General features: G+C 71.1%; 19 protein-coding genes. 5 read left to right on the top strand and 14 right to left on the bottom strand.

Features of this window, described 5'->3' with window-relative positions; genetic code table 11:
* Positions 1 to 32 precede the first annotated feature (32 nt).
* The 6 genes from BJ998_RS25965 to BJ998_RS25940 all read right to left on the bottom strand — a co-directional run bounded on the left by BJ998_RS25965 (position 33) and on the right by BJ998_RS25940 (position 6860).
* Positions 33 to 1073, bottom strand: coding sequence for a 3-isopropylmalate dehydrogenase (locus tag BJ998_RS25965; RefSeq protein ID WP_184865741.1), 1041 nt, complete (start codon positions 1071 to 1073; stop codon positions 33 to 35).
* Between the two features lie 249 nt (positions 1074 to 1322).
* Positions 1323 to 2921, bottom strand: a complete 1599-nt coding sequence (gene serA / locus BJ998_RS25960) for a phosphoglycerate dehydrogenase (RefSeq protein ID WP_184865739.1) — start codon at positions 2919 to 2921, stop codon at positions 1323 to 1325.
* Positions 2922 to 3048: 127 nt separating this feature from the next.
* Positions 3049 to 3318, bottom strand: coding sequence for a DUF397 domain-containing protein (locus BJ998_RS25955; protein ID WP_184865737.1), 270 nt, complete (start codon positions 3316 to 3318; stop codon positions 3049 to 3051).
* Between the two features lie 68 nt (positions 3319 to 3386).
* Complete coding sequence (gene ilvC, locus BJ998_RS25950; protein ID WP_184865736.1) at positions 3387 to 4400, bottom strand: ketol-acid reductoisomerase; 1014 nt, start codon at positions 4398 to 4400, stop codon at positions 3387 to 3389.
* Between the two features lie 32 nt (positions 4401 to 4432).
* Entirely contained in the window at positions 4433 to 4939 is a 507-nt protein-coding gene (gene ilvN, locus BJ998_RS25945) for an acetolactate synthase small subunit (protein WP_184865734.1), read from the bottom strand.
* Between the two features lie 82 nt (positions 4940 to 5021).
* A complete protein-coding gene (locus BJ998_RS25940; protein WP_184865732.1) occupies positions 5022 to 6860 on the bottom strand; it encodes an acetolactate synthase large subunit in 1839 nt (612 codons plus the stop codon).
* A gap of 270 nt (positions 6861 to 7130) precedes the next feature.
* On the opposite strand from BJ998_RS25940, the gene BJ998_RS49240 reads away from it, so the two are divergent.
* Together BJ998_RS49240 and ilvD are read left to right on the top strand one after the other, a co-directional pair.
* Positions 7131 to 7544 carry a PH domain-containing protein gene (locus BJ998_RS49240; protein WP_184865730.1) on the top strand — a complete coding sequence of 138 codons (414 nt, stop codon included), beginning with the start codon at positions 7131 to 7133 and terminating at the stop codon, positions 7542 to 7544.
* A gap of 69 nt (positions 7545 to 7613) precedes the next feature.
* On the top strand, positions 7614 to 9458 hold the full coding sequence (gene ilvD / locus BJ998_RS25930; RefSeq protein WP_184865728.1) for a dihydroxy-acid dehydratase: 1845 nt from the start codon (positions 7614 to 7616) through the stop codon (positions 9456 to 9458).
* A gap of 29 nt (positions 9459 to 9487) precedes the next feature.
* Here ilvD and BJ998_RS25925 read toward each other — a convergent pair whose 3' ends face one another.
* From BJ998_RS25925 to BJ998_RS25915, 3 genes are read right to left on the bottom strand one after another with little or no spacing between them, the layout of a single operon-like run.
* Positions 9488 to 10066, bottom strand: coding sequence for a GNAT family N-acetyltransferase (locus BJ998_RS25925; protein WP_184865726.1), 579 nt, complete (start codon positions 10064 to 10066; stop codon positions 9488 to 9490).
* A gap of 7 nt (positions 10067 to 10073) precedes the next feature.
* Complete coding sequence (locus BJ998_RS25920; protein ID WP_184865724.1) at positions 10074 to 10655, bottom strand: DoxX family protein; 582 nt, start codon at positions 10653 to 10655, stop codon at positions 10074 to 10076.
* Positions 10656 to 10707: 52 nt separating this feature from the next.
* Complete coding sequence (locus BJ998_RS25915) at positions 10708 to 11133, bottom strand: MarR family winged helix-turn-helix transcriptional regulator (RefSeq protein WP_184865722.1); 426 nt, start codon at positions 11131 to 11133, stop codon at positions 10708 to 10710.
* Positions 11134 to 11205: 72 nt separating this feature from the next.
* Here BJ998_RS25915 and BJ998_RS25910 point away from each other — a divergent pair, with 72 nt between their 5' ends.
* Complete coding sequence (locus tag BJ998_RS25910) at positions 11206 to 12147, top strand: quinone oxidoreductase family protein (protein ID WP_184865720.1); 942 nt, start codon at positions 11206 to 11208, stop codon at positions 12145 to 12147.
* Here BJ998_RS25910 and BJ998_RS25905 read toward each other — a convergent pair.
* Positions 12144 to 13070, bottom strand: coding sequence for a 2-hydroxyacid dehydrogenase (locus tag BJ998_RS25905; RefSeq protein ID WP_312890329.1), 927 nt, complete (start codon positions 13068 to 13070; stop codon positions 12144 to 12146). The two genes, BJ998_RS25910 and BJ998_RS25905, sit on opposite strands and share 4 nt — an antisense overlap.
* Positions 13071 to 13207: 137 nt before the next feature.
* Here BJ998_RS25905 and BJ998_RS25900 point away from each other — a divergent pair, with 137 nt between their 5' ends.
* Positions 13208 to 14389 carry a PQQ-dependent sugar dehydrogenase gene (locus BJ998_RS25900; protein WP_184865719.1) on the top strand — a complete coding sequence of 394 codons (1182 nt, stop codon included), beginning with the start codon at positions 13208 to 13210 and terminating at the stop codon, positions 14387 to 14389.
* Positions 14390 to 14438: 49 nt separating this feature from the next.
* On the opposite strand, the gene gatB is transcribed toward BJ998_RS25900, so the two are convergent.
* From gatB to gatC, 4 genes are all read right to left on the bottom strand, one after another.
* The gene (gene gatB, locus BJ998_RS25895) at positions 14439 to 15941 is read right to left on the bottom strand and encodes an Asp-tRNA(Asn)/Glu-tRNA(Gln) amidotransferase subunit GatB (protein WP_184865717.1); all 1503 of its coding nucleotides are present in this window, start codon (positions 15939 to 15941) and stop codon (positions 14439 to 14441) included.
* A complete protein-coding gene (locus BJ998_RS25890; protein ID WP_184865715.1) occupies positions 15938 to 16135 on the bottom strand; it encodes a hypothetical protein in 198 nt (65 codons plus the stop codon). Before BJ998_RS25890 ends, gatB begins: the two co-directional genes overlap by 4 nt.
* Positions 16132 to 17649, bottom strand: a complete 1518-nt coding sequence (gatA, locus tag BJ998_RS25885; protein ID WP_184865713.1) for an Asp-tRNA(Asn)/Glu-tRNA(Gln) amidotransferase subunit GatA — start codon at positions 17647 to 17649, stop codon at positions 16132 to 16134. The genes BJ998_RS25890 and gatA overlap by 4 nt, the downstream gene beginning before the upstream one ends.
* A 76-nt stretch (positions 17650 to 17725) precedes the next feature.
* Positions 17726 to 18025, bottom strand: a complete 300-nt coding sequence (gene gatC / locus BJ998_RS25880) for an Asp-tRNA(Asn)/Glu-tRNA(Gln) amidotransferase subunit GatC (protein ID WP_184865710.1) — start codon at positions 18023 to 18025, stop codon at positions 17726 to 17728.
* A 235-nt stretch (positions 18026 to 18260) separates the two neighbouring features.
* Here gatC and BJ998_RS25875 point away from each other — a divergent pair, with 235 nt between their 5' ends.
* A complete protein-coding gene (locus BJ998_RS25875) occupies positions 18261 to 18914 on the top strand; it encodes an ACT domain-containing protein (protein ID WP_184865708.1) in 654 nt (217 codons plus the stop codon).
* The last annotated feature ends 20 nt before the right edge of the window (positions 18915 to 18934 follow it).

Raw genomic sequence — 18934 nt, 5'->3', positions numbered from 1 at the left:
TCCCAGAGCGTGACTCGCGGGGGTGCCGTGGGTCAGGCGGTGGTGCGGGTGTTCGACGACACCAGGGCCGCGAGGCGGTCGCCGATGGCGTAGGTGGCGCCGGGCGAGGAGTGGTCGCGGGTGGCGAGGTCGAAGGCCACGGAGGCCTCGATGCGCCGGGCGGCCTCGTGCTCGCCGAGGTGGTCGAGCATCAGGGCCACCGACAGCACGGCGGCGGTGGGGTCGGCGATGCCCTGGCCGGCGATGTCCGGAGCGCTGCCGTGGACCGGCTCGAACATGCTGGGGTTGCGGCGGGTGACGTCGAGGTTGCCGCTGGCCGCCAGGCCGATGCCGCCGGTGACGGCGGCGGCCAGGTCGGTGAGGATGTCGCCGAACAGGTTGTCGGTGACGATGACGTCGAACCGCCCCGGGTCGGTGACCATGTGAATGGTGGCGGAGTCGACGTGCTGGTAGTTGACGGTCACGTCGGGGTGCAGCAGCGACACCTCCTCCACCACGCGGGACCACAGCGAACCGGCGTGGGTGAGCACGTTGGTCTTGTGCACGAGGGTCAGGTGCTTGCGCGGCCGCGCGGCGGCGCGGGCGAAGGCGTCCCGAACCACCCGGTCGACGCCGAACGAGGTGTTGATGCTGACCTCGGTGGCGATCTCGTGCGGGGTGTCCTTGCGCAGCAGGCCGCCGTTGCCGGCGTACAGGCCCTCGGTGCCCTCACGCACGACGACCATGTCGATGTCGGGCGGGTCGGCGATCGGGCTGCGCACGCCCGGGTACAGCCGAGCCGGCCTCAGGTTGACGTGATGATCGAGTTCGAAGCGCAGCCGCAGCAGCAGCCCCCGCTCCAGAATGCCGCTGGGCACCGACGGGTCGCCGACCGCGCCGAGCAGGATCGCGTCATGCTGGCGCAGCTCGCCGAGCACGGACTCCGGCAGCAGCTCCCCGGTGGCATGCCACCGCGCCGCACCAAGGTCGTACCGGGTGATCTCCGCCGTCGGAACCACCTCGCCGAGCACCTTCAACGCCTCGGCAACCACCTCGGGCCCGATCCCGTCACCTGGGATCACCGCGAGCCGCATCCACACACCTCCCGGAGTACGGTCCCCATGGTCGGGACCATCCATCTCTCGCGTGAGGCTACCCGTAGTTCCCCTACTAATCGGAGTCCGGACACGCTTCTGGGGTGATCTCTCCCGAAGTGCGGGACACCCGGATGGCGCAATCGCCACCCGTACGGGTGACATCGAGCCCCTGACCGGCCCCGACATGCGGTGAAGGGGGCTTTCCCGGCGTTCAACGCCAGGAAAGCCCCCTTCCGAACAAAACGGTCAGATCAGCGAGATGGCCCGGACGGTGTGCGCACCCACGGCGGCGCCGATCGGCTCCAGCACGCCGGCGTCCACCGGACGGTCGGCGCGCAGCAGCATGACGGCGTCGGAGCCGTCCTTGGTCTGCGAGATCTGCGCCGCCTCGATGTTGACGCCGGCCTCGCCGAGCAGCGTGCCGACGGTGCCCATCACACCCGGGCGGTCCGGGTACTCCAGCAGCACCAGCTCACCGGCGGCCCGCAGGTCGAAGCCGCGGCCGTTGACCTCGACGAGCTTCTCGATGCTGTCCAGGCCCGACAGCGTGCCCGAGACGCGCAGCGCGGTGCCGTCCGGCAGCGCGGCGCTCACGGTGACCAGGCTGCGGTGGTTGGCGCTCTCCGGCTCCTTGACCAGGTCCACCGACACGCCCAGCGTCTCGGCGAGCGCCGGCGCGTTCACGAACGTGACCTGCTCGTCGACGATGCCGGAGAAGACACCGCGCAGCGCGGCCAGCGGCAGCACCGAGACGTCCTCGTTGGACAGTTCGCCGCGGACCGTGACGGTCACCGAGGACGGGGCCTTGCCGGCCAGCGCCGACAGCACGACGCCCAGCTTCTGGGTCAGCGGCAGGTACGGGCGGACCTCGTCGTTGACCACGCCGCCGCTGGCCACGTTCACCGCGTCCGGCACGAAGTCGCCGCGCAGCGCCAGCCGCACCGAGCGGGCGACGTCGGTGCCGGCGCGGTCCTGCGCCTCGGCGGTCGACGCGCCCAGGTGCGGCGTCACCACCACGTTCGGCAGCTCGAACAGCGGCGAGGAGGTGGTCGGCTCGGTCTCGAAGACGTCGATGCCGGCGCCGCCGACGTGACCGTCCCGAATGGACTCCGCCAGCGCCGTCTCGTCGACGAGGCCACCGCGGGCGGCGTTGACGATGATGACGCCCTTCTTGGTCTTCGCCAGCTGCTCCTTGCCGATCAGGCCCTTGGTCTCCGGGGTCTTCGGCAGGTGGATGGAGATCGCGTCGGCGCGCTCCAGCAGCTCGTCCAGGCTCACCAGCTCGATGCCCAGCTGGGCGGCGCGCGCCGGCGCGACGTACGGGTCGTAGGCGATCAGCGTGGTGTTGAAGGCCGCGAGCCGGGCCGCGAACAGCTGGCCGATCTTGCCCAGGCCGACCACGCCGATGGTCTTGCCCGACAGCTCCACGCCCGAGAACGAGCTGCGCTTCCAGGCGCCGCCGCGCAGGCTGGCCGAGGCCTCCGGGATGCGGCGGGCCACCGCGAGCAGCAGGCCGACCGCGTGCTCCGCGGCCGAGGTGATGTTGGACGTCGGCGCGTTGACCACCAGCACGCCGTGCTTGGTCGCCGCCGGCACCTCCACGTTGTCGAGGCCGACGCCGGCGCGGGCGACCACCTTGAGCTTGCTCGTGGCCGCGAACACCTCGGCGTTCACCTGGGTGGCGGAACGGACCAGCAGCGCGTCCGCGTCGGCGACGGCGGACAGCAGGGCGGGCCGGTCGGTGCCGTCGACGTGGCGGATCTCCACCTCGTCCCCGAACACCTCGATGACGGACGGCGCGAGCTTCTCTGCGATCAGGACGACGGGACGACTGGCATTGGTCACGACACAGCTCCAGGTTTCGGCACGCGACTTTCTCGGACGGGCCCACCGGCACGACGCTGTGCTGGACCTCGTCGCATCCTACGAGTTGGCCGCCCTGATGGAAGGGGTGATGTTAACGTCCCCGTAACTACCAGGGCTCATCGAACTCACCGTCCCGCGCCCCCTTGACGAAGGCGTCCCACTCTGCGGGAGTGAACACCAGAACCGGCCCCTGCGGCTGCGCGGAATTGCGCATCGCCACATAGGTGACGCCGTCCGTGTGCGGCACGAACGCCACCTCGACGTGCTCCCCGTCGTCCTCCGCTCCGTCGCCCCGCTGCCACTGCGCATCCGTCAGGTCCAGGCTGCCGCGGACCTGCGCCTTGTCGTCGTAGATCGGCGCCGCCTCGTCACTCATGCAGGCAGGGTAGCGGCGAACGGCCCCCGCTCCGACAGCGGAGCGGGGGCCGTTCATGGAGATGAAGATCAGGCCGTCTCGGTGATCGGACGGTCCACCCAGGACATCAGGCCGCGCAGCTTCTTGCCGACCTCCTCGATCGGGTGCGCCGCGCCCTCGTTCTGCAGCTTGGTGAAGTTGGGGCGGCCGGCCTCGTCCTCGGCCACCCACTCCTGCGCGAAGGTGCCGTCCTGGATCTCGCCCAGGATCTTGCGCATCTCCTCCTTCACCGACGGCGTGATGACGCGCGGGCCGCGGGTGAGGTCGCCGTACTCGGCGGTGTCGGAGATCGAGTAGCGCATCTTGGCGATGCCGCCCTCGTACATGAGGTCGACGATGAGCTTGAGCTCGTGCAGCACCTCGAAGTAGGCGATCTCCGGGGCGTAGCCGGCCTCAGTGAGCACCTCGAAACCGGTCTGCACGAGCGCGGAGGCGCCGCCGCAGAGCACGGCCTGCTCACCGAACAGGTCGGTCTCGGTCTCCTCCTTGAAGGTGGTCTTGATGACGCCGGCCCGCGAGCCGCCGATGCCCTTGGCGTAGGACAGGGCGAGCGCCTGCGCGTTGCCGGTGGCGTCCTGCTCGACGGCGATGAGGCACGGCACACCCTTGCCGTCCACGAACTGCCGGCGCACCAGGTGACCGGGGCCCTTCGGCGCGACCATCGCGACGTCGACGTTCGACGGCGGGGTGATCAGGCCGTAGCGGATGTTGAAGCCGTGCCCGAAGAAGATCGCGTCCCCGTCCTTGAGGTTGGGCGCGATGTCGTCGGCGTAGATCTTGCGCTGCTTGGTGTCCGGCGCGAGGATCATGATCAGGTCGGCCTCGGCGGCGGCCTCGGCCGGGGTGAGCACCCGCAGGCCCTCCTCCTCCGCCTTCGGACGCGACTTCGAGCCCTCCGGCAGGCCGATGCGAACGTCCACACCGGAGTCCCGCAGGCTCAGCGCGTGGGCGTGGCCCTGGCTGCCGTAGCCGATGACGGCCACCTTGCGGCCCTGGATGATGCCGAGGTCGGCGTCGTCGTCGTAGAAGGTCTCGACACTCATGACTTTCCTTGTGTTCCTTCCGGGAGAAAACTTCAGCGGGCCGCTGTGGCGGTGATGGACCGGGCGCCGCGTCCGATGGCGACCATGCCGGACTGCACCATCTCACGCAGACCGTAGGGCTCCAACATCCGCAGCAGCGCGTCGAGCTTGTCGCCCGTCCCGGTTGCCTCGATGGTCAGCGCCTCGGGCGAGACGTCGACCACCTTGGCGCGGAACAGCTGCACCGTCTCCAGCACCTGGCTGCGCACGGTGGCGTCGGCGCGGACCTTGACCAGCAGCAACTCCCGCTGCACGGCCGAGGTCGGCTCCAGCTCAACGATCTTGATGACGTTCACCAGCTTGTTCAGCTGCTTGGTGACCTGCTCCAGGGGCAGTTCGTCGACGCCGACGACGATGGTCATCCGGGAGATGTCCGGGTGCTCGGTGGGACCGACCGCGAGCGACTCGATGTTGAAGCCGCGCCGGGAGAACAGGCCGGCGACCCGGGCGAGGACACCGGGCTTGTTCTCGACGAGAACGGACAGGGTGTGCTTGGTCATGGTCATCACCACTCCTCGCTAGCGCTCGGAGTGGCGCTGACCGCGGTCGCTGTGTTGAATGATTCGCTCGCAAGCTCGCTCATCACACGTCCTCGTCGAACAGCGGCCGGATGCCGCGGGCGGCCATGATCTGGTCGTTGCCGGTGCCGGCGGCCACCATCGGCCACACCTGCGCGTCCTTGCCGACCACGAAGTCGATCACGACCGGGCGGTCGTTGATCTCCATCGCCTGCTGGATCGTGGCGTCCACGTCCTCCTTGCTCTCGCACCGCAGCCCCACGCAGCCCAGCGCCTCGGCGAGCAGCTTGAAGTCGGGGATGCGGTGCTTGTGCGTGCCGAGGTCGGTGTGCGAGTACCGCTCCGAATAGAACAGGTTCTGCCACTGCCGGACCATGCCCAGGTTGCCGTTGTTGATCACGGCGACCTTGATGGGCGCGCCCTCGATGGCGCAGGTGGCCAGCTCCTGGTTGGTCATCTGGAAGCAGCCGTCGCCGTCGATGGCCCACACCACCTTGTCCGGCGCGCCGAACTTCGCGCCCATCGCGGCCGGCACGGCGAAGCCCATGGTGCCGAGACCGCCGGAGTTGATCCACGTGCTCGGCTTCTCGTACCGGATGAACTGCGCGGCCCACATCTGGTGCTGGCCGACGCCCGCCGCGTAGATCGCGTCCGGGCCGGCGATCTGCCCGATGCGCTCGATCACGTACTGCGGCGCCAGCGCCCCGTCCGCCGGCCAGTCGTAGCCGAGCGGGTAGGTCTCGCGCCAGCCGGAGGTGTCGCTCACCCACTGCGTCAGGTCGGCGGTCCTGGTGTGCTCCCGCTCGGCCTTCACGGCCGCGATCAGGTCGCCGAGGATCTCCTTGCAGTCGCCGACGATCGGCACGTCCGCGCGGCGGTTCTTGGAGATCTCCGCCGGGTCGATGTCGGCGTGCACGACCTGCGCCTCCGGCGCGAACGAGTCGAGCTTGCCGGTGACCCGGTCGTCGAACCGCGTGCCCAGCGCGATCAGCAGGTCGGCCTTCTGCATGGCGGCGACGGCCGCGACGGTGCCGTGCATGCCGGGCATGCCGAGGTGCTGCGGGTGCGAGTCGGGGAACGCGCCGCGCGCCATCAGCGTGGTGACGACGGGGATGCCGGTCAGCTCGGCCAGCTCGCGCAGCTCGGCGGTGGCGCCGGCCTTGATGATGCCGCCGCCGACGTAGAGCACCGGCCGATGCGCGGCGGTGATCAGCTTGGCGGCCTCGCGGACCTGCTTGCCGTGCGGGCGCGTCGTCGGCCGGTAGCCCGGCAGGCGCAGCTCCGGCGGCCAGGAGAAGGAGGTGGTCTCCTGCAGCACGTCCTTGGGGATGTCGACCAGGACCGGGCCGGGTCGGCCGGTGCTGGCGATGTGGAACGCCTCGGCGATCGCCCGCGGGATCTCCGCCGGGTCGGTGACCAGGACGTTGTGCTTGGTGATCGGCATGGTGATGCCGCAGATGTCGGCTTCCTGGAACGCGTCGGTGCCGATCAGGGCCCGGCTCTGCTGGCCGGTGATGGCGACCACCGGCACCGAGTCCATGTACGCGTCGGCGAGCGGGGTGACCAGGTTGGTCGCGCCCGGACCCGAGGTGGCCATGCACACGCCGACCTTGCCGGTGGCCTGCGCGTATCCGGTGGCGGCGTGGCCGGCGCCCTGCTCGTGGCGGACGAGCACGTGGCGCAGCGACGTCGAGTCGAGCAGCGCGTCGTAGGCCGGCATGATCGTGCCGCCGGGAATGCCGAACACGACCTCGCAGCCGACGGCCTCGAGCGAGCGAACGAGCGCAGCGGAACCGGTCACGCGGACCGGGGCGCCGCCGGGCGGCGCGGGTTTCGGGGGCGGGCCGGGGCGCGGCGGTGTCGCGCCGGGGACCGGGGCTTGTCGCGAGGGTGCGCTGGTCATCGGGGCTGCCTCGGGGTCGGTGGTCCTGCGGAAAGTTCACGGTCCAACAAGCATGAAAAAACCCCCGCCAACCACACTGGGAACGTGGTCGAACGAGGGTCGCGCGCCGACGCGGACTCAGGGTCCCTAGGCGTCGGCGCGCCTCGGAAGTACGAGGCCGGTGTTGCGCAGCATGCCCGGGACGTTACTGCCGGCCCGCCCGAGGCGTCAACTCTGCGGGAAAACGCTCCCGGATGGTGGAACGAAAAGCCCAGGTGCGAGGATCCGTGCGTGTCTGAGTCCGCCTCTCCGTCCGTCCAACGAGTGATATTCCGGGTGCCGACCACCGGCCTGCTCCCGCTGGGTCTGCTGGCCATCTGCGAGACGCCGGTGGTGGCCACCGCCGGACCGGTGTTCGCCCTGCTCTACCTCGTCCCGATCGTGCTCGCGGTGTGGATCCTGCGGACGCGGACGGTGGTCGACTCCGAGCAGCTGCGCACCCGCACCCTGTTCGGCGCGCGGACGCTGGCGTGGGCCGACATCCGCTCGCTCAAGCTGCCCCGCCGCGGCTGGGTGAACGCCGTCCTCGCCGAGGACGAGCTGGCCCCGCTGCCCGGCGTGCGGACCCGGCACCTGCCGATGCTGGCGGCCCTGTCCGGCGGCCGGCTGTCCGATCCCAACGCCGGCGCCGAGGACGCGGAGTAACCTGGTCTGCGAGCCGCGACCCGGTCCACGTCAACTTTTCCGCAAGGCCAATTCGTTTTTGGAGGAGCAGTGCCCCAGCTGCGCTCCCGCACCACCACCCACGGACGCAACGCCGCGGGCGCCCGCGCGCTGTGGCGGGCCACCGGCATGACCGACGGCGACTTCGGCAAGCCGATCGTGGCGATCGCCAACTCCTACACCCAGTTCGTGCCGGGCCACGTGCACCTTCGCGACCTCGGCGACATCGTGGCCGAGGGCGTGCGCGCCGCCGGCGGCGTGCCGCGGGAGTTCCACACCATCGCGGTCGACGACGGCATCGCGATGGGGCACGGCGGCATGCTCTACTCGCTGCCGTCCCGCGAGATCATCGCCGACTCGGTCGAGTACATGGTCAACGCCCACCAGGCCGACGCGCTGGTGTGCATCTCCAACTGCGACAAGATCACGCCCGGCATGCTGAACGCGGCGCTGCGGCTGAACATCCCGGTGGTGTTCGTGTCCGGCGGCCCGATGGAGGCCGGCAAGGCGGTTGTCGTCGACGGTGTCGCGCAGGCCCCGACCGACCTGATCACCGCCATCTCGGCGTCGGCCAACCAGGCCGTGGACGCCGACGGGCTGGCGATCGTCGAGCGTTCCGCCTGCCCGACCTGCGGCTCCTGCTCGGGCATGTTCACCGCCAACTCGATGAACTGCCTCACCGAGGCGCTCGGCCTGTCGCTGCCCGGCAACGGCTCCACCCTGGCCACCCACGCGGCCCGGCGGGCGCTGTTCGAGCGGGCCGGCACCACGGTCGTCGAGCTGGCCAAGCGCTGGTACGAGCAGGACGACGAGTCCGCGCTGCCGCGCTCCATCGCCAACCGCAAGGCGTTCGAGAACGCCATGGCCCTGGACATGGCCATGGGCGGTTCCACGAACACCGTGCTGCACATCCTCGCCGCCGCGCAGGAGGGCGAGATCGACTTCACGCTGGCCGACATCGACGCGATCGGCCGCCGCGTGCCCTGCCTGTCCAAGGTGTCGCCGAACTCCGACTACCACATGGAGGACGTGCACCGGGCCGGCGGCATCCCCGCGCTGCTGGGCGAACTCTGGCGGGGCGGGCTGCTCAACGAGGACGTGCACGCGGTGCACAGCCCGTCGCTCTCGGAGTGGCTGTCCACGTGGGACATTCGCGCCGAGTCGCCGTCCGAGGAAGCGCTTGAGCTGTACCACGCGGCGCCCGGCGGGGTCCGCACCACGCAGGCGTTCTCCACCGACGCGCGGTGGTCCTCTTTGGACACCGACGCCGAGGGCGGCTGCATCCGCGACGTCGCGCACGCGTACACGAAGGACGGTGGGCTCGCGGTGCTGCGCGGCAACCTGTCCGTGGACGGCGCCGTGATCAAGTCCGCCGGCATCGAGGAAGAGCTGTGGCGCTTCCAGGGCCCGGCGCGGGTGGTGGAGAGCCAGGAGGAGGCCGTGTCGGTCATCCTCAACAAGGAGGTCCAGCCGGGCGAGGTCATCGTCGTCCGCTACGAGGGCCCGGCCGGCGGCCCCGGCATGCAGGAGATGCTGCACCCCACCGCGTTCCTGAAGGGCTCCGGCCTGGGCAAGAAGTGCGCGCTGATCACCGACGGCCGGTTCTCCGGCGGCTCGTCGGGCATCTCCGTCGGGCACATCTCGCCGGAGGCCGCGCACGGCGGCACGATCGGCCTGGTCGAGAACGGTGACCAGATCCTGATCGACGTGCACGAGCGGAAGCTGGAGCTGCTGGTGGACGAGGCCGTGCTGGCCGAGCGCCGGGCCAAGATGGAGTCCAGCGAGCGGCCGTGGCAGCCCAAGGACCGGCAGCGCCCGGTGACGCTGGCGCTGCGCGCCTACGCGAAGCTGACCACCTCGGCCGCCACCGGCGCCGTCCGCGACCCCGGCCTGTAGTCGCTGACGTGTTCGGAACGGACCATTCCTCAACTCGGAGTTTTGGAATGGTCCGTTCCCAACGTCCAGGGGCGCGGGTCGGTCACCAGGAGTGACCAGATCTCGGCGTCGTGGCGGCGGCCGCCGAACAGGTAGGACTCGCGCATGACGCCGTCCAGGGTCATGCCCAGCCGCTTGGCCACCGCCTTGCTGCGCTCGTTGGCCGGCATGGTGATCCACTCGATGCGGTGCATGCCCCGCACCTCGAACGCCCAGTCGATCATCAGCTGGGCGGCCTTGGTGATCAGCCCGTGGCCCTGGGCGTGCGGCGCGAGCCAGACGCCCAGCTCGCAGTTGCCGGTGGCGGCGTCGAACTGCGGGAACAGGATCGCGCCGACCAGCTCGCCGCGCAGCCGGATGCCGAGCAGCCGCCCGGCCCCGTTGGCCTGGCGGTCGGCGTAGCGCTGCAACAGCTCCCGCGCGCTCTCGGTGTCGGTGATGGTGTGGGCGAGCGGGATCCACGGCGCGAGGTGTTCGCGGTGCCGGTCCATGTGCTCGGCGAACTCGTCCGCCTGCCAGGGCTCGAGCGTGGTCAGTTCGGCGTCCGGGGCCAGCGGCAAGGAGAGCATGGGTCAGTTATCTCAGCAGCAGCTGCAGCGCGGCAACCGCGATCACCGCCACCGAGAACAGCGAGGTGCCGTAGGCCAGCGCGTGCCGGTACCACGGCGTGGGACGGTCCAGCGAGATCCGGCCGGGGCCGGCGAACAGCACCGCGAAGGCCGCGCCGGCCAGCGCCGCCGCGAGCTCGTACTCGGACAGGCCGCCGTTCCACTGCAGGATGATCGTGTTGCCCACCACGGTGAGCACGGCCGCCGCCGCGAGCGGCGTGAACAGGCCCAGGACGATCAGCACCGCGCCGCCGAACTCGGCGTACCCCAGCGCCGGCGCGAGGATGTCGGTGTACTTGAAACCGGCCTGCTGCAAGGATTTCGCGAAGTCGCCGAGGCCGTGACCGCCGAACCAGCCGAACGTCCGCTGCGCGCCGTGCACGCCGACCAGGCCGCCCAGCATCAGCCGCAGGCCGAGCAGCCCCAGGTCCGCCCCGCCGTGCCAGGCCGCCACTGGGCGTGACGGTTCCTCGTACGCGAGCGTGCTGCCGTAGTTGGGCTCTTCTTCGTCGTCGTCGAGGTGGTGCAACCCCGTTTCGAAGGTGCTCACCGCCGGCAGGGTAGGCAACCTTCGGCGGCCGAACGACCGCCGAACAGAGCAGCTACACGTGCGCGATCCGTTCCAACAGGGTCACCAGCTGGGCCCGGTCGGTCGCGGAGAGGTCGGCGAGCAGATAGCTGTCCGCCTCGGCGATCAGCCGGTCGAAGCCGGCCAGGGCCGTCCGGCCGGCGTCACTGATGGTGACGATGTTGCGCCTGCGATCGGCCGGATCGGGCTCGCGGCCGACATAGCCGTCGGCCTGCAGGTCGTTGAGTACCGCGACCATGTCGCTGCGGTCGAGGCCCAGGCGGCGGCCGATGTCGGCCTGGGACTGCTCGCCGTACTCGGCAACCGCCGCCAGCACCGCGTAGTGCCACTTGCGGATGCCCGCCGCCGCCAGCCGCTCCTGGGCGAGCTGGTGGCCGCGCTGCGCCGCGCGTCCCAGCAGCCAGATCGCGGTGCCGCTGAGCCGGTGCGGTTCGGACATGGCGTCACGGTACCTTTCACGCTATCGTTGGTGATGCCAACGTTGGCGTTACCAACAATAAGGGGGACTCTCGTGCGACTCGTTCGCTTCCATGCCCACGGCGGGCCCGAGGTGCTGCAGGTCGAGGAGGCCGAGGTGCCCGCGCCCGGGCCGGGCCAACTGCTGCTCCGGGCCGAAGCCATCGGTCTCAACTTCGCCGACACCAAGATCCGCGCCGGTGCCGACGGGATCTTCGCCCGGCCGCTGCCGGGCAGCCCCACCGGCGACGTCGTCGGCGTGGTCGACGCCGTTGGGCCCGATGTCACGTCGTTTTCCGTCGGCGACCGGGTCGCCGCCCTGGTCGCGGAGGGTGCGTATGCGGACTTCGTCCTCGCCGACGCCGCATGGGCCGCCGTCGTGCCACCCGGTCTGGACGCGGCGTCGGCCACCGCGTTGCCGATGCTCGCGCCCGTCGCCTTGCGCCTGCTGCGGATGGGCCGGCTGACCGCCGGCGAGACCGTGCTGGTGCAGTCGGCCGCCGGCGGCATCGGACATCTCGCCGTCCAGTTGGCGAAGTTGTCCGACGCCAAGGTGGTCGGTGTCGTCGGATCCGCTACCAAGGCGGACTTCGTTCGCTCCCTGGGCGCCGACGACGTCGTGACGACCGACGGCGAGTGGCCCACCGGCGTCGATCTCGTCGCGGACGCCGTCGGCGGTTCGACCCTGCTGCGCGGCATCGAAGCACTCGCCCCACTCGGCCGGGCCGTGATGTACGGGGCCGCCAGCGGCGAGATCGCGTCCGTGAACGTGCGCAGCCTGTTCGGGCTGCGCACGATCACCGGCTTCGGTTTGTTCGCATGGCGGCAATCGCGGCCCGAGGAGGCTCGCGACGACGTTGCCGAGGCGACGCGGCTGATCGTCGGCGGCGAGCTGCGGGTCGCCCAGCATGCCTCGTTCTCCTTGACGGAGGCGGCACAGGCCCACCGGGTCATGGACGAGCGTGCCAACCTCGGCCGGGTCCTGCTGATTCCCTAGTACTCGCCGCGCACGAGGTTGCGCGGCTCCTCGCCCCGGACGAAGCGGGCGACCTCGGCCGCGGCGACGCCGTAGGCCCGCTTCTCCCGGCCGGTGCAGCTGCCGGCGACGTGCGGCGTGAGCAACAGGCCGTCGACGCTCCACAGTGGATGATCTTCGGGCAGCGGCTCCGGCTCGGTGACGTCGAGCGCCGCCCGGATCCGGCCCTTCCGCAGTTCCGCCACCAGCGCATCGGTGTCGACCACCGGGCCCCGCGCGGCGTTGACGAGGATCGCGCCGTCGGCCATGCGGGACAGGAACTCCGCGTCGACCATCCCGGTGGTGTCGGACGTGAGTGGCACGACCAGGACAACCGCGTCGTGCGTGCCGAGCAGCTCAGGCAGCTCGTCCACCCCGTGCACCCCCTCCCGCGCGGTGCGGCCGACCACGGTGGTCGTCACGTCGAACGGCTCCAGCCGCCGCACCAGCTGGGTGCCGAGGTCGCCGGCGCCGACGATCAGCACCCGCTTGTCCTGCAACGTGTCGGTGACCTGGTAGTCCCAGCGGCCGGCCCGCTGGGCATCGAGGAAGAACGGGAGGTGACGGTAGAAGGACAGCAGAACGGCGACGACCCACTCCGCGGTGCTGCCGCCGTGCGCGCCACGGCAGGTGGACAGCGCCACCCCATCGGGCAGCCGGCCGAGCCACACCTCGGCGCCGGCGCTGAGCAGCTGCACCAGCCGCAGCTTGGGCAGCTTCTCGACCAGCGGGACCGCGCGCTTGCCGGCCAGGAACGGCGGGATGAGCACCTCGGCCTCGGCGGCCTCGGCCGGCAGCTCGCCCTCGACGTCGTAGCGGACCGGGCGGACGCCCGCGATCGGGGACAGCACGTCGAGCGCGTGCTCGTCGGGCACCAGCACGGTGATCGTGTCGTGATCGGTCACGCCACGACCCTAGTCCCAGTCGACCCGCAGCTCGGCGACGTGCGGCCTGCGTCCGTTCCACAGCTCCTCGCCCAGGGTGGGGAAACGGCGCGGGTGCTCACCCAGGGTTCACGCAGGCGCGCTTACGCTCGGGCATCATGCGGAGAGCTAGCCGGGTTGTTGCCTCGTCGGTGGCGCTCGGTCTGCTGCTCACAGGGTGCGCGAGCTTCCCCGACCAGTCCAACGGCGCGAACGTGCAGAACTGGCAGCCGCAGCCGAAGCTCACCGAGGCGCCGGGGCCGGAGCCGAACGTGCCGGGCGGCTCGAGCGCGGACGGCGGGGGCACGATCCCGGGGCCGGGAGGCACGGCGAAGCCGGTGCCGCCGCCGCAGGGGTGCACGGACTTCGACCAGAACGTGATCGGCACGTGCATGTCGCCGCTGGCGGCGGTGGCGGCCCTGCCGGGCGGCGCGAGCGGCCTGGCGGCGGAGCGGACCACCGGCCGCGTGCTGGCGGTGCAGCGAGGCCAGGACCCGAAGCCGGTGGCGACGATCGAGGTGGAAGCCTCGACGGACGGCGGCCTGACGGGGCTGGCGTTGTCGCCGACGTACCAGCAGGACCAACTGGTGTACGCCTATGTCACGACGGCGACGGACAACCGGGTGATGCGGTTCGCCGTCGGCGACACACCGAAGCCGGTGCTGACGGGAATCCCCAAGGGCCCGACGCACAACCGGGGCGTGCTGGCGGTCGACCGCAGCGGGGCGCTGCTGGTCGCAACCGGCGACGCGGGGAACGCGGCCGCCGCCGGTGACCCGAATTCGTTGGCGGGCAAGGTGTTGCGCATCGACGGCCTCGGGCACCCGGCGCCGGGCAACCCGAATCCGTCGTCGGCGGTGGTGATCGGCGGGCTGCAGGACCCGGGCGGCATGTGCACGGCGGCCGACGGCAGCGCGGCATGGGTCACGGACCAGACCGCCGCCGCCGACCAGCTGTACCGGATCACGCCGGGGCAGCCGCAGCTGGGCAGCCCGGCCTGGTCGTGGCCGGACAAGCCGGGCGTCGCGGGCTGCGCGGCCTTCACGGACGAGGTCAGCGTCGCGACGGTGCACAAGGTCGGCATCCAGGTCCTGGCCCTGGCCAAGACCGGCGGCTTCAACGGCAAGCCCAGCACGATCCTCGACGGCCAGGGCGGCTACGGCCTCATCGGCGCCATGGACGTGATCGACCAGAACACGCTGCTCGTCGGCACCGTGAACAAGGACGGCGGCAAGCCGGTGTCCAGCGACGACCGGGCGATCATCATCCCGAAGCCGAACGGCGGCCGACCCAAGGACTGACAGAAGAGGGGCGCCTCCGTCGGGGGCGCCCCTCTTCTTCAACGAGAGATCAGCTACACCGTTCGATGATCAACTCACGGACGCGCTTGGCGTCGGCCTGGCCCTTGGTGGCCTTCATCACGGCGCCGACGATCGCGCCGGCGGCGGCGACCTTGCCGCTGCGGATCTTCTCGGCGACGTCGGGCTGGGCGGCCAGCGCCTCGTCGACGGCGGCGGTCAGGGCCGAGTCGTCGGAGACGACCTTGAGCCCCCGCTTCTCCACGACCTCGTCCGGCTCACCCTCGCCGGCGAGCACGCCGTCGACGACGGCACGGGCCAGCTTGTTGGTGAGGCTGCCGTCGGCGACCAGAGCGGACACCCGGGCGACCTGAGCGGGGGTGATGGGCAGCTCGGCCAGCTCCTTGTTCAGGATCTTGGCCTGCTGCGACAGGTACGACACCCACCACGACCGCGCGTCGTCGGGCTTGGCCCCGGCGTCGACGGTGGCGGCGACCAGGTCCAGGGCGTCGGCGTTGACGAGGTCCCGCAGCTCCAGGTCGGTGAGGCCCCACTCCTCCTGGATCTGCTTGCGCCGCACCCACGGCGGCTGCGGCAGGCCGACCCGCAGCTGCTCCACCCACTCCCGCGACGGCGCGATCGGCACCAGGTCGGGCTCGGGGAAGTAGCGGTAGTCCTCGGCTGTCTCCTTGGTACGCCCGGCGGACGTGGTCGCCGTCGACTCGTCGAAGTGCCGGGTCTCCTGCTTGATCTTGCCGCCGCCGGCGAGGACCGCGGCGTGCCGGGTCATCTCGTAGCGCACGGCCCGCTCGACGCTGCGCAGCGAGTTGACGTTCTTGGTCTCGGTGCGGGTGCCGAACTCGGTGGCGTCCTTGGCCATCAGCGACACGTTGGCGTCGCAGCGCAGCGAGCCCTGGTCCATCCGCACGTCGGAGACGTCCAGGCCACGCAGCAGGTCCCGCAGCGCGGCGACGTAGGCGCGGGCGACCTCGGGCGCGCGGGCTCCGGTGCCGGTGATCGGCTTGGTGACGATCTCGATCAGCGGCACGCCCGCCCGGTTGTAGTCCAGCAGCGAGTAGTCGGCGCCGTGGATGCGGCCGGTGGCGCCGCCGACGTGCAGCGACTTGCCGGTGTCCTCCTCCATGTGCGCCCGCTCGATCTCCACCCGGAAGATGCTGCCGTCGTCCAGCTCGACGTCGAGCCAGCCGTTGAAGGCGATCGGCTCGTCGTACTGCGACGTCTGGAAGTTCTTCGGCATGTCCGGGTAGAAGTAGTTCTTCCGGGCGAACCGGCACCACTGCGCGATCTCGCAGTTCAAGGCCAGGCCGATCCGCATGGCGGACTCGACGGCCTTGCCGTTCACGGCGGGCAGCGCGCCGGGCATGCCCAGGCACACCGGGCAGACGTGGGTGTTGGGCTCGCCGCCGAACACGTTGGCGCAGCCGCAGAACATCTTCGTGTTGGTGTTCAGCTCGACATGCACCTCGAGCCCGAGCACCGGGTCGAACCGTTCGAGGACCTCGTCGTAGTCCATCACCTCGGCCACGGCGGTCACGCTTCCTCGTCCTTTCGTGCCCCACGGATCGCGAGCGCCCCACCGGTGACGGCCACCAGCACGCTGGCGAGCGCGTTCACCAGGGACAGCTTGTCGCCCTTCTGCACGGCCTTGCGCACCTGCGCGCCGGCCGCGACCACGCCGACGGCCGAGCCGACGACGGTGATGACCAGGCGGATCTTGTTGACGTTCATCGCGAGATCGCCTCCAGTTCGGGCACGCGGTTGATCAGCGGACCGCCCTGCGCGGCGTCGCGGGCGACCTCGTACGCGGCGGCGACGCGGTACATCCGCTCGTCGGCCAGCGCGGGCGCCATCACCTGGAGGCCGGTCGGCAGGCCGTCCTCGGCGGCCAGCCCGGACGGCACGCTCAGCGCGGCGTTGCCGGCCAGGTTGGACGGGATGGTGCACAGGTCGTTGAGGTACATCGCGAGCGGGTCGTCGATCCGCTCGCCGATCTTGAACGCCGTGGTCGGCGTCGTCGGCGCGACCAGCACGTCCACCTGCTCGAACGCCGAGGAGAAGTCGCGCGAGATGAGCGTGCGGACCTTCTGCGCCGAGCCGTAGTAGGCGTCGTAGTAGCCGGCGGACAGCGCGTACGTGCCGAGGATGATGCGCCGCTTCACCTCGGGCCCGAAACCGGCCTCCCGGGTCAGCGACATGACCTGCTCGGCGGACAGCTCGCCCTCGCCGCTGACCCGCAGGCCGTAGCGCATGGCGTCGAAGCGGGCCAGGTTGGACGAGGCCTCGCTCGGCGCGATCAGGTAGTACGCGCCGAGCGCGTACTCGAAGTGCGGGCAGGAGACCTCGACGACCTCGGCTCCGAGGTCGCGCAGCTGCTGCACGGCGGCGTCGAAGCAGTCGATGACGCCCTGCTGGTAGCCCTCGCCGCGGAACTCCCGCACCACTCCGACCCTGACGCCCTTGAGGTCGCCGGTCGCGCCCTGGCGGGCGGCCTCGACGACGGGGCGCACCGGCTCGTTGATGGAGGTGGAGTCCATCGGGTCGTAGCCGGCGATCACCTCGTGCAGCAGGGCGGCGTCGAGCACGGTGCGCGCGCACGGCCCGGCCTGGTCCAGCGACGAGGAGAAGGCCACCAGGCCGTAGCGGGACACGGTGCCGTAGGTCGGCTTCACGCCGACGGTGCCGGTGACCGCGCCGGGCTGGCGGATCGAGCCGCCGGTGTCGGTGCCGATGGCCAGTGGCGCCTCGAAGGCGGCCAGCGACGCGGACGAGCCGCCGCCGGAGCCGCCGGGGATGCGCTCCAGGTCCCACGGGTTGCGGGTCGGCCCGTACGCGGAGTTCTCGGTGGAGGAGCCCATCGCGAACTCGTCCATGTTGGTCTTGCCGAGGATGACGACGCCGGCGGCCCGCAGCCGCTCGGTGACGGTGGCGTCGTACGGCGGCAGCCAGTTCTCGAGGATCTTGGAGCCGACGGTGGTGGGCTCGTCGACCGTGGTCAGCACGTCCTTGAGCGCCAGCGGCACGCCGGCCAGCGGGGACGCGACCTCGCCGACGGCGATCCGCTCGTCGACCTTGGCCGCGGCGGCCAGCGCGCCTTCGGTGTTGACGTGCAGGAAGGCGTGCACGGCCCCGTCGACCTCGGCGATCCGGTCCAGGTGGGCCTGCGTCACCTCGACCGCGGAGACCTCACGCTTGTGGATCTTGTCGGCCAGGTCGGCAGCCGACAGCCTGATGAGCTCGCTCACGACATCCTCCTCGCAGAGCTCGTCGGAGTCGCGAGCAGAAGCTCGCTGCGCTGAATGGTGAACTCGGCAAGCTCGTTCACTGCTCCTCCCCCAGGATGCGGGGCACGCGGAAGCGGCCCTCCTCGGCGGCCGGCGCGCCGGACAGCGCCTGCTGCTGGGTCAGGCTCGGGCGGACGACGTCCTCGCGGAACACGTTGGTCAGCGGCACGGCGTGCGAGGTCGGCGGCACGTCCTGCTGGGAAACCTCGCTGACCTGGGCCACCGCGTTCAGGATGGCGTCCAACTGGCCGGCGAACAGGTCCAGCTCGTCGTCTGTCACGGCCAACCTGGCCAGCCGGGCGAGGTGCGCGACCTCGTCTCGGGAGATGCTGGGCATGCGGAGGTGCTCCTCCAAGCGTGAGCGGGGCTAACGTGCATGACCGATCGAGTCTAGGACGCGCGACCGCGCAGCTCCGAGCGGGTATCGGGGCCGCACGATCCCGCGAAGCGGATGGCCCGCGTCTCGTCGGAGCGGACGACGATCCTCATCACGGTCGCCGGTCTGCGACAATCGGCGGCCGAGTGCGGGCGACGAGGTCCCGCGCACGAGTTAGGCATGGAGGCGTTCCGCGGTGTCCTTCCTGATCCGGGTGCAGCTCCCGGACCGACCCGGCACCCTGGGCGCGGTGGCGACCGCGCTCGGCGAGATCGGGGCTGACATCCTCAGCGTGGACGTGGTGGAGCGCGCGCCGGGCCTGGCGATCGACGACCTGGTGGTGGAGCTGCCGTCCGGCCGGCTGCCGGACGCGCTGATCACCGCCGCCGAGTCGGTCGAGGGCGTCGAGGTGGACGCCGTCCGCCCGTACGCGGGCGTGCTGAACACGCACCGCGAGCTCGAACTGGTCGAGGAGATCGCCGCGCAGCCCGACCAGGGGCTGGCCATCTTCGCCGAGGGCGTGCCGCGCATCGTGCGCGCCGGCTGGGCGCTGGTCATCACGCACGACGGCGACGGCGTGCGCCGGCTGGCCGCGAGCACCGCGGCGCCGGAGACGCGGATGGTCGCCGTGCCGTGGATGCCGCTGCCGCGGGCGACGATTCTGGACGGCGAAGAGGACTGGGTGCCGGAGACCTGGCAGGAGCTGGGCACGGAGCTCGCCGCCACGCCGCTGGGCAAGCCGGAGCGGGTGCTGCTGGTCGGGAGGCCGGGCGGGCCGATGTTCCGGGCGGCGGAGTTGGCGAGGCTGGCGCACCTGGCCGGGATCGTCGCGGTCGTGCTGCCGGACTGAGCAGCCGACGCCGGCCCCAA

This window comes from Kutzneria kofuensis (genome assembly GCF_014203355.1).
Lineage (GTDB): Bacteria > Actinomycetota > Actinomycetes > Mycobacteriales > Pseudonocardiaceae > Kutzneria > Kutzneria kofuensis.
This window is presented reverse-complemented; position numbering and strand designations above follow the sequence as displayed.